We start from the raw sequence: 10321 nt of genomic DNA on the forward strand, positions 1-10321 counted from the left end.
GTATCAACACACTTCGGTCAATACGAAAGGCACTCGCACAACGGGTGTCTTTTTCGTTCGTTTGACAGTGCCGCTTCGTCCGTGCTATATTTATCTCGAATTAAAGATAATTAAAGGGGCGGGTATGATGACAAAACAAACAGCAGGCATTCATCACATTACAGCGATCGTTGGGCAGCCACAGGAAAATGTTGATTTTTATGCAGGTGTACTCGGCTTACGTTTAGTGAAGCAAACTGTAAATTTCGACGACCCGACGACGTATCATTTATATTTCGGTGATGAAGCGGCTCGTCCAGGCACAATTATGACGTTTTTCCCGTGGCCGAATGCATACCGTGGTGAAATTGGCGATGGGCAAGTCGGCGTCACAACATTTGTCGTACCAGCAAATGCATTATCATTTTGGAAGGATCGTCTTACTTCATTTGACGTTCAGTATACGGAAGCAACGCGCTTTGGCGAACAGTACGTGCAATTTTGCGACCGACACGGCTTGCAATTGGAGCTTGTTGCGCGTGAAGGAGGCGAGCTAAATACATGGTCATTTAGCGGCGTTACACCTGATGTTGCCATTAAAGGTTTCGGCGGGGCAGTGCTTTATTCACTTGACCCAGAAGAGACGAACGATGTATTAGTGAACGTGATGGGTTTACGTTACGTTGGGGAAGAGGATGATTACATGCGCTTTGCATCAACAGGCGACATCGGCAACGTAATCGACGTGCGCATGACAACAGAGGCGCGTGGTACGATGGGTGTTGGTACGGTGCATCACATTGCGTGGCGTGCGAGTGACGATGCGGATCATGCCGAGTGGCGCACACACGTTCAGCAACATGGAAAAGCGGTAACGCCTGTGAAGGATCGCAACTATTTCAACGCCATTTATTTCCGCGAAGCAGGCGGCATTTTATTTGAAATTGCGACCGACACACCAGGCTTTGCACACGATGAATCATTTGAGACGATGGGTACATCACTTATGTTACCGGCGCAATATGAAGAAAAGCGTGCCGAGCTAGAACAGACGTTACTGCCGATTACTGTACGTCCATTACGTTAAACGAAGCGAGCTGCCGTATGACCGGTCGCTCGCTTTTTTCATTTCGCTACATATTCAAATAGCTTCGCATACATCGCCTGTTCGTCATCTTCAACGAAAAAGTACGATGCATACTCTGTTGCCGTGTCTTTATCAAAGGAATATACCGTCGTATGCGAACCGTCAATCAATGCCTCTCGATGCTCCTCACTGTATGTAAGCCCCTCGTTTACGAACGGAAAGTGCCGCTTCGGCGAATCAAAAAAAATAATCGGCACGTCACTGTTTTTATACGTGTCGATATAGCGATCATCTGAAGCCTCATCGAACGCGCTTTTTGTAATAATAGCCGCATCTGCATCAACCGTCCATTGTTGAAGCGACGACGGCACGAACGTAATATGCTCGTTGTCGATGTTAGGCATGTCTCCAATGACCGCAATTGTTAGCGGAGCCCCGTCGTATTCATTGCTAGCGCAGGCAGTGAGTAGTAATACGGCAATAAGTAATAACCATCTTTTCATCTCTAAACCCCCTTCAACATAATTTTACATGAAATTGCAGCTAAATAGGTGGCTCGTTTGTTTAATACGTGTATGGGAACATCAAGTGCTCCGATACTTGAAGACGTACCGACTGCATGGCAGGACGATTTCGCACAAGCACAAAACTATTTGGACTACGTAAACAATCAGCAAATAAAGTAATATCGTCCCGCATCATGACGTTTAGTAAACGGAACGGAGGAAAGGGAGGTGCATTATTTAGAGGCTGCTGAAAAACTAAAAAAACGCGAAAATTCGTTGTACTTAACTTTGAATTTCGCGTTTTTGTATGGAATAAAAGTTGATTTATTAGAAAATGTAGGGTGAATCGACTTTTTCAGTGGCCTCCATTATTTACGCACCTTCTTTTTGTCGTTATAGTGCGTCTGGTAAATACTCCATATACATCGTGAGCGCATCGTCACAGCGCCGCAACGTCTCCATCGTTTTAACGTTTGGCTTTACAAAAATCGTATCATAATCGATTTCACCAAGCGCTGTATTCACCACAAATGCAAGCTTCTCCTCGTTTAGTGAAAATTCCGCCTCTACACCTCGTTTATTGCCGCGCGCATCAAGGCGAATCCATTTGTTCAAATGACGCACGAATACGGCATTGAGTGCATGGAGCGCATAACCTTTTTCAGGCGTATCAAACAGCATTAAGCGCTGGTAGCAAAAGCCGGTCGGAATGCCTTGTCCACGAAGGAGCGCCGCAAGCAAGTTCGACTTTGCGTAACACACACCTTGCTGATGCGCGAGCACTTCTGAAGCGGTGCGCGTCACTTTTCTTCCTTGAATGTCCCACGAGTGCGCAATATGATCTCGCACGAAATGAAAGGCACACTCTATCTTTTCAATATCACTTTGCCCCGTACAAAAAAGCTCATTGCTTAGCGCTTGAATCGAGGCGTCTGAGAAATTGACTTCCGGTAGCTCCTGTACGTAATCGTCTAAACAACTGCACTGTAAAATAAGCTGCATAACATTACTCTTTTTGAATTTTTATTCTTATTTATGTATTTTTATTATACCTTGTGCAAACATAAATACAATGGTGTAAATAAATAAAAAGTAACGGAAACTTTTTCCTATTTTTTTCGTTTCATATAGTAAGCATATATAACGGAAGCAATCGTTATTACATCTATGCACGATGCAATTTTGCTCCTCACGCTCTTAACGATAATCATTTGTGTCGTTAAATCGCATCGTGGTTATAGTTGTTTAGCTGTTTGGTAAGGAAGCTTTTTTCGTCAAAAAATAAAAGAAACTAGGTGATGATTGTGAAATGGTTATGGCTCATATGTACATTAATACCGGCTCCGTTTTTGTTTCATTTTTATGAGTACGGGCAGCACATCAATAGGGAGGACGCGCCGTTTCTACTAATTGGTACAATTGCATATATCGTGTTAGCAGGAGCATTAGCGAAAGATATGAACGTGCGCTCGGTGCTGCTTGCGAATGTCGCAACAGCTGTACTTTCGCTACTTTTAGCGATGTACTTCATTCCGAACGACGGCGGCTGGTTTAAGCCATTTGGTCGTGACGTCGTTGTCATGCTAACCATGATTCCATTGTTAATCGGTCAGCTCCTTGTTCGTTTCGTTTTAAGAGGCGTGACGAAATTGATGCATGCAAATTAAAAACAGCGAAGACGAATGAACGTCCACGCTGTCAGTAGTAGGGAACGAAGCTATTTGGCGTCGTTCTCTTTTTCGTTTTCTTGTCTTTGCGTCATGAGCTGGAATAACTTGTCGTTGTATGAATCCATATGCGCCTGCAATTTTTGCTGGTAGCTTTGTTCGGCTTGCATGACTGCTTGCTGCAATGCTAAATCATGTTCCTTTTGTTGTAGCGCCTGTTCGTGACGAAGCTGTTGCACCGTTTGTTCAAGCTCTTTTAGTTGAGCAGAAGCGGCTTGCTGTTGTGCTTGTGCTTGTTGTTGCGCGGCTGCTTGTTCGTCTCGTAACGTTTGTAGCTGTGCTTCATAGCTTGCTTGTAGCTCGGCTTGCTGTTTCTTTTCTGCTTTTTCTTTTGCCGCCACCGACTTTTTCAACTCATCGTAGGCAAGTGCTTGATCTGTTAGTGCAGCGACTTTCGTTTGTAGCTCGCTCACTAACGTTTGCTGTGTGTCGCGGCTTTGCTTGAAGTCCGCTGCTTGTGTCGTCGCTTGTTCCAATGCTTCACGCAATGTTTCGTTTTCCTCTTGTACTGCTTGTAGTTGCTCTTTTACTTCACGCAGCTTCGTTTGTAGTTCCGCGACTAATTCTTCTTTACGATCTGCCTCTTTATGCGCCTCACGAACAGCTTGGTCTTTTAAATGCATCGATTGTTGCACCATATGAACGGCTAGCTCGTGAATGCGCGTCGTATGTACTTCTAACTCATGTAAGCTCGTCACAAACTCAGGTGCTTCCATGCCGACATTTTTCGCCTCATACATCGTGATCGCTGATTGAATCCAATCTTTTGCGCTTAAGCCTGACGCTTCAATCATTTGTTTTGCACGTTCTTTCACTTCTTCGCTTACTTTAAAGCCTAATGTTACATCTGCCATATTCATTCACTCCAATCATGTATTTATTTTATCGTACCTTAAAAGTGCTGATTTATCAATATGTTAACTAGTTAACTTTATAATATTCCAACCAAACATCGTTAAAATACAATGAAATCACATTTAAATGTTAACGTATTCAACAGTCGAAAACGCGCCTTGTCTTGCGTTGATTTTGGTGATTTTTCTCGTCAGTTATAATTAATAAAAAGCAGCCGAGACAATGAATGTCTAGCTGCTTGATCTAAGATTCTCAAACGCAAGTTTGGGAGCCTTTTTTGTATGTTAAATGAGTAAAAAGTGTTCATCTTTTTAATGCAGTTTTGGCTAACCATATTGCGGTAGCTCCAACTGCAGCACCTGCAATTGCCCAAAAGTTTCTTTGATCTTTATTTATCATGTGTATTTTATTTGTAATATCATTTAAAGAAGCATAAATATTATTAATTTCCACAGGGTTATCAGTTTCATTGATTTTCTCTAGCTTTTTATGAAGATGATTTAAATGTTGTTTATATGTTTCTAAAGTATCTTTATTAAAGTCTTTGTAATTGTCTAAAATTTTGCTGAAAGAAAATATTAAGCCTTGTGCTAAATAAATAGCATCTGTTCTTTGTTTTAATTTATTAAGATAAATTTCTTTTTCTTCTCCTTTTAAATCGATTAATTTATTAGCTATAGAGTCTAGTTCTGCGTTGCTGATAACTTTTAAAGGTTGTGGGGATACATTTGTTGTAGTTTTTAAAAAATCTTCTGAAAGTATTGTATTTAAATTATCGATAATACGTTGATTATTTCTCTTTCTTTTCTTTCTTTCATTATTTGTAGACATGACTTATTCCTCCCATATTTGTATTCGTATTCAAGAAATTATCTCAAAAAATTCGTGTCTATTAATTGAGTTTATTTATTTTTCGTCTCTGATTTTGCTTATTAGCAGTACCTTTCATCTGACAAATCGATTTGCCAGTTATTTTATCAATATCATAAGAACAATACACATTGTGATTTTCTTTTAATCTACGTAGTTGTTGGCTAGTAGGTTGAAACGATCTACCACACCATGAACATTTAGGTAGAAAACCTAGATGTTCTCTCATACTCTGTACATACTCAAGGAGATGTGAATATAAGATACCGATAAAATTCTTTGTGTCATCTATTGTGTAATTCCAAACCCCTGTAACTGGATTACGTATAGGTGAACCAATCGTATAATTTATTTCACGTAACTTTTCTTTAAGTTTCCATGTTTTATCGCCAGCAAATTGTGCAATCAAGTAATCTTGATTATTTGTATCTAAATGCGGGCTTTTCTGAAGCTCTAAGATCTCCTTGTATTTTTTAAAATCAAATGGAGGGATGTTTTGAGATTTAGTTATTGATTCCTGATGTTGAATATATTTTAAAACCTCAGTTTCTAGTGAAAAATTTTCACTGTAGTAATCATTTGTAAGTTTAATTTCGTCTAATTCTTCAAGATAATTACAGTCTATTTTTTTTAATTGCTCGCTCAAAGAGTCTTGTATTTCAAAATATATTTTTTCATGAGCGTCATTATAAAGTTTTTGATGCTGTTGCCAAACTTTTTGCACATCTTGCGAACTATCAGTTCCGAAAGCATTTACAATATTTTGATTTAATTCTTCAGCATTCTTAATTCCTGTATAAATATCATTTAATTCTGTTTGTATTTCTATTAGTTTCTCTAGATGAGAGTTAAAGATATTAATATCTATTTTTTGATGGTATTCAGTAAGTTTCTCATCTTCAACCCATTTATTTTCTTGGGAACTATATGAATAATAAAATTCAAATAAAATATTCTTAGTCTCACCAGACGTATCTCTATGTTCAATTAAATAGTTAGAGTTAGGTTCTAAAAATCTAAACAAACTAACTAGCAGATCAAGTCTTTTTTGTTTATATAATGTAACGACCATCTTCTCTACACCTTCTCTTTTTGTAAAATCCCAGTTTAAAAAGTCTGGCACTAATATATAGTTATGCTTTCTAGATGTTTTCAAATGTTATATCCTCCTTTATAGATATAATGATACGTAGATTCTTATGTTATTACTATTGTGTATTGTGAAAACATAAACCCTTTAAAATCAATGTTTTTTGAAAACAAGATTTTTCTAACCAGTGTTAATCAGATTGCTTCTCATTGATAATTCGCAAAAATTTAATGAGCCCTCTTTCAAGGAATTTGATAACTGCCATTGTTTTTTGTGATCTAGAGATGTTGACGTCTGTAATGACAAGTTGTAATATTATAATTTCCAATAGAAGGGAAGAGGTTTTTATGGAAAAAAAGATGAAAATATTTAAGAAAGAAGAGAGAGACGAAGTTGTATTGCCACTTATAACTAATTATTTAAATCAATTTGAAGAAGGGACAGGGTCCTTTAACTATGATGAAAAAAAGCAAACTATTACAATGAGTGGTAAACAGAATGGTTATTTTATAACACTTACAGCTGAAAAAGGTATAGGAGAGACTACTACTCAAACTAAATATCCAATATTCTCTAGAAAGTCTGATTACAAAGATGAAGTGTTACGTTTATATAACGAGTTAAACCTAACACAAAGAGAAATTGCGGCGCGCTTAAATATCTCGCAGTCTCTTGTTTCAAAGTTAATTAGAGAAGTATAAATTAAAAGGAGCGTTGAGTATGAGTTTAAAAGACTTAGAAGACTTTATAAATAAGAATGAGAATGAAAAAAATAATGATGTATTCAATTGGGAAAATGAAAAAAAAGAGTGGATTGATTATGTAGATAAATTTTATAAGGATGTAGAATGTTGGCTTGAACCTTTAGGAGCAAAAGTAACTTATCAATTTAATGATATTACTCTACATGAAGAATCTTATGAGAGTTATACCATTAGACAAATGCAAATCGGAATTAGTGGATATCAAGTATTTTTAGAGCCAATTGGTACGATGCTAATCGGTGCTAAGGGAAGAATCGATTTAAAAGGACCGTATGGTTTAAAGAAATTCCTTTTATTATCAAAGGACCGTATAAATGTGACGGTTAAATTTAAAAAAGAACTAGAAGAAGCCAAAGGTTCTATGCCAAAAAGTAAACAGCCGATTGATTGGAATTGGCGACTAGCACCTGATGAAATATATGGAGACTATTTACAGGTAAATGCGGATAATTTTTATTCTGCGTTACTTTCGGTAGTTTCTGATGAGTAATTTGGAAAATAAGGATTTAGAAGGATTGGCTAAAGAATGGAAGGTTATAGATTCTAGTCTTAATAATCATAAGAAGCTTGTTTTAGGTTATTCAGTTCAAACGGTGGACCCAGATCCGATTTTTGTTGGGATGAGTAAAAAAGAAGTAAATGACTATTTTGAATATTTATGTGACGAAAATGATAAAAGTACTGCTTTTAATTCAATTGCAGCCATGGAAGCATTATTCTTTCTTGATTTTAAAACTCGTACAAGAAAAAAGTTAAAAGATCCGTTAAGTAGAAAAATGCGTGAGAATATTACATCGTTGAAACCAAGTCTAGAAAAAGAAATTTTGAAAATATGGAAAGAACACCATCCGGAATTTAAAAGTAAGATTAATAAATTTAGTGGTCTACTGACATATAGACATTGGTTTGCACATGGACGCCATTGGCCTTTAGATTTAAAACACAGAGTGGATTTACACACTGTATTTAAGCTATGTAGAGAATTAGTAGAAGAATTACCATTAAAAAGGATGTGACATATGTTTAATGGTAGAGACGTCGCTTTATAAGCATTAAGACTTTAAAATGAAAAAGTACCTTGTCTTTCCCTCATTTTGATGGTTTTCCTCGTCAATTATGAATGAATAAAAGCAGCTGAGACAAGGAATGTTCCAGCTGCTTGTGTAAAGACACATTAAAGTACTAGTTAAAAGGCATCTTTTTATAAACATTAAAAATCTAAATCAAAAAAACTTTTCTCTTTGTACTCGCGAGCTTTCTTAGCATCTAGTTCGATGTCGATGATTGTATCACCGTCATATCGGAATCCGTTAATACCTTTTGAATGAAAAAGAACGTTCGCAGTTTCTTTTAGAGAATCTGACTTATCGAAGGAGACATCTCCAACAAAATCGTAGATGCCGTCATTTGATTTAACAAAAACATCAATGCCTTGACGACCGTTTTTGATAGAAATAATGACCTTCTCACTCATTCTGTAAAACGAAGAATTATGCAGATGATAGCGTGAATGAAATTGCTCGCCGTCAACAGTTTCGAGCATAGTAGTACGTACAGTAGTCAATACTTACACCCCCTATTATTCAATATTTTAACATATAAAAGATATTAAAGGTCTATTAAGGGCATCCAGACAACGAAAAGCTGAAAACATACGAACTTCTTAATAATTTTTTAGTGTTTTTATAGCTAAATCTAGACGTACCTTTCAATGTCCACATAATTTTAAATATGTGTAGATGTTTCGGTGTATGTCTGGGAAGGTGCATTTTCACGCCGATTCTCCTGTTCTTAGCGAGAATTTGAAAAATATTTGTCAGATGTGCGTGAGAACGCTAGTATGAAAAGTAATTAAAAATCGAGCGTAAAAAAAAGAAGCTATCCATCACAGCCGCTAAAAGGGATTGCCGTCCCTACTAGTAGCTCCAGGTAGCTTCATAAACGATCGAACTCGTCCTTCGTTCGTTTTCTTAAGCCCATCTTAAAGGATTTTTTGCCTAAAAACAAGCGTTTCAGCAGAAGAAAAGAGAGCAAATGAAAACGACTGAAAAAGTTGTCTTCGTTTGCTTTTTTTACGCCTAAAGGAGAGAACGCGACATGGGCTTACCACACATTCACGAAAAACTCGTACACGATTTACGATTAATCGATTGGGCAAACATTGTTCATCCAAGCGCTGATGGCTACGTGACGATTGCGACACGTAGTAAAACAGGGTGGAAAGAACAGCACTATCCCGTTGATATTTGGCACAACTATATCGTGCAGCAAGACGACATCGACTGTTACTACACACCAAATACCGTCTACAAGCCGCACCGAACAGCAGAGAATGCGCGCCATATTAATGCGTTTTATGTGGATCTAGACTTTTATAAATATGCATTATCGTTTGAGGAAACGCTGGAAGCAATTGAATTTTTAGTGCGTACAGAGCGTTTATTAGAGCCCACGTTTATTGTGCATTCGGGGCAGGGCATGTATTTGTTTTGGCAAATTGAGAGTGTGCCCGCGAAATATAAACAGGTGTTGAAGTTATTTGGCCACATTCAAACGTTTTTAATCGACACGTTGAAAGAGTTAGGTGCCGATCCACAGGTAAAAGATGTGGTGCGTGTGTTACGTGTGCCAACGTCCATCAATACGAAAACCGGGCAAACGGTGCGCATTTTAAACTACAGTGAAAAGTTTTACACGATGCGTTGCTTGCAGCAGTTCATGAATGAGGCATTGATGATTGATCTGAATGCGCCACAAAAGCCGTCACAGAAGCGAAAGAAAACAGGCAAGGTGAAATACTTATATAATTATTTTACGCTTGCTGTGGCACGTGCTAGTGACCTTAAAACGCTGTGTAAGCTACGTGACTATGACATTGACGGCTATCGCAATGCATTTCTCCATGTGTATGCGTACCAAATGTTCCTTGTACATAACAATTATCACGTGGCGCGGAATTTCATCATGGAGTTCAACGAGGCACTTCGTACACCGTTACCGAAGCCAGAAGTCGAGGCGGTGGTGAAATCGACGTTTAAGGCGTATGAACGTCACCGAGAGGACATTTCGAAAGGCTATAACTACAAGAACACGACGTTGATTGAGTTATTGGCAATTACGACAGATGAGCAGCGTCAGTTAAAGTCGATCATTGATAAGACGGAGAAGCAACGACGTAATACAGAACAGCATCGTGAAAGAAGACGTTCAGAAGACGGGCTAACAAGCCGAGAACGTGCGAAACAAGAAATCATAAATAATGTATTAGCGTTAGTAAAAGAAGGTTTAAAACAAAAGGAAATTGCTGAAAAACTAGGGATATCGAAAGGTCGAGTATCTCAATTAGTAAAAGAGCTTCAATCCATTGATATATAAGGCTTTATGAAAAAGTTTAGCGAAACGTCCGCTAATAAATGCGTGGCAGTGAGGGGGTAGCGAGAAAG

13 protein-coding genes are annotated in these 10321 nt (G+C 38.0%); 7 read left to right on the forward strand and 6 right to left on the reverse strand.

Annotated features, from left to right (window positions below; translation table 11 throughout):
* Positions 1-127: 127 nt before the first annotated feature.
* Positions 128-1066 (forward strand): ring-cleaving dioxygenase, encoded by a 939-nt coding sequence (locus A6K76_RS05855; RefSeq protein WP_066463038.1) that lies wholly within the window; start codon positions 128-130, stop codon positions 1064-1066.
* A 38-nt stretch (positions 1067-1104) separates the two neighbouring features.
* Here A6K76_RS05855 and A6K76_RS05860 read toward each other — a convergent pair whose 3' ends face one another.
* Positions 1105-1569 carry a hypothetical protein gene (locus A6K76_RS05860; protein WP_066463039.1) on the reverse strand — a complete coding sequence of 155 codons (465 nt, stop codon included), beginning with the start codon at positions 1567-1569 and terminating at the stop codon, positions 1105-1107.
* Between the two features lie 57 nt (positions 1570-1626).
* Between A6K76_RS05860 and A6K76_RS17015 the strand changes: the two genes are divergently transcribed.
* Complete coding sequence (locus tag A6K76_RS17015; protein WP_245671962.1) at positions 1627-1752, forward strand: DUF3600 domain-containing protein; 126 nt, start codon at positions 1627-1629, stop codon at positions 1750-1752.
* A 213-nt stretch (positions 1753-1965) separates the two neighbouring features.
* On the opposite strand, the gene A6K76_RS05865 is transcribed toward A6K76_RS17015, so the two are convergent.
* Positions 1966-2574 carry a transglutaminase-like domain-containing protein gene (locus tag A6K76_RS05865; protein WP_066463040.1) on the reverse strand — a complete coding sequence of 203 codons (609 nt, stop codon included), beginning with the start codon at positions 2572-2574 and terminating at the stop codon, positions 1966-1968.
* A 302-nt stretch (positions 2575-2876) separates the two neighbouring features.
* Between A6K76_RS05865 and A6K76_RS05870 the strand changes: the two genes are divergently transcribed.
* Positions 2877-3239 carry a hypothetical protein gene (locus tag A6K76_RS05870; protein WP_139108651.1) on the forward strand — a complete coding sequence of 121 codons (363 nt, stop codon included), beginning with the start codon at positions 2877-2879 and terminating at the stop codon, positions 3237-3239.
* A gap of 50 nt (positions 3240-3289) precedes the next feature.
* Here the strand turns inward: A6K76_RS05870 and A6K76_RS05875 are convergent, their stop codons facing one another.
* The 3 genes from A6K76_RS05875 to A6K76_RS05885 all read right to left on the reverse strand — a co-directional run bounded on the left by A6K76_RS05875 (position 3290) and on the right by A6K76_RS05885 (position 6180).
* Entirely contained in the window at positions 3290-4153 is an 864-nt protein-coding gene (locus tag A6K76_RS05875) for a coiled-coil domain-containing protein (protein ID WP_066463043.1), read from the reverse strand.
* A gap of 304 nt (positions 4154-4457) precedes the next feature.
* Positions 4458-4985 carry a hypothetical protein gene (locus A6K76_RS05880; RefSeq protein WP_066463046.1) on the reverse strand — a complete coding sequence of 176 codons (528 nt, stop codon included), beginning with the start codon at positions 4983-4985 and terminating at the stop codon, positions 4458-4460.
* Positions 4986-5046: 61 nt separating this feature from the next.
* Positions 5047-6180 (reverse strand): hypothetical protein, encoded by a 1134-nt coding sequence (locus tag A6K76_RS05885; RefSeq protein WP_066463047.1) that lies wholly within the window; start codon positions 6178-6180, stop codon positions 5047-5049.
* A gap of 281 nt (positions 6181-6461) precedes the next feature.
* Here A6K76_RS05885 and A6K76_RS05890 point away from each other — a divergent pair, with 281 nt between their 5' ends.
* From A6K76_RS05890 to A6K76_RS05900, 3 genes are read left to right on the forward strand one after another with little or no spacing between them, the layout of a single operon-like run.
* Positions 6462-6815, forward strand: a complete 354-nt coding sequence (locus A6K76_RS05890) for a sigma factor-like helix-turn-helix DNA-binding protein (protein ID WP_066463049.1) — start codon at positions 6462-6464, stop codon at positions 6813-6815.
* A 19-nt stretch (positions 6816-6834) separates the two neighbouring features.
* Entirely contained in the window at positions 6835-7368 is a 534-nt protein-coding gene (locus A6K76_RS05895; RefSeq protein WP_066463051.1) for a hypothetical protein, read from the forward strand.
* On the forward strand, positions 7361-7894 hold the full coding sequence (locus A6K76_RS05900) for a hypothetical protein (protein WP_066463052.1): 534 nt from the start codon (positions 7361-7363) through the stop codon (positions 7892-7894). Before A6K76_RS05895 ends, A6K76_RS05900 begins: the two co-directional genes overlap by 8 nt.
* Before the next feature lie 194 nt (positions 7895-8088).
* On the opposite strand, the gene A6K76_RS05905 is transcribed toward A6K76_RS05900, so the two are convergent.
* Positions 8089-8442, reverse strand: a complete 354-nt coding sequence (locus tag A6K76_RS05905) for a hypothetical protein (RefSeq protein WP_066463056.1) — start codon at positions 8440-8442, stop codon at positions 8089-8091.
* A gap of 533 nt (positions 8443-8975) precedes the next feature.
* Here A6K76_RS05905 and A6K76_RS05910 point away from each other — a divergent pair.
* Positions 8976-10253: a sigma factor-like helix-turn-helix DNA-binding protein gene (locus tag A6K76_RS05910; protein ID WP_066463058.1), complete on the forward strand. Its 1278-nt coding sequence runs from the start codon at positions 8976-8978 to the stop codon at positions 10251-10253.
* The last annotated feature ends 68 nt before the right edge of the window (positions 10254-10321 follow it).

Origin of the sequence: Caryophanon latum (assembly GCF_001700325.1) — a bacterium.
GTDB classification, from domain to species: Bacteria; Bacillota; Bacilli; order Bacillales_A; family Planococcaceae; genus Caryophanon; species Caryophanon latum.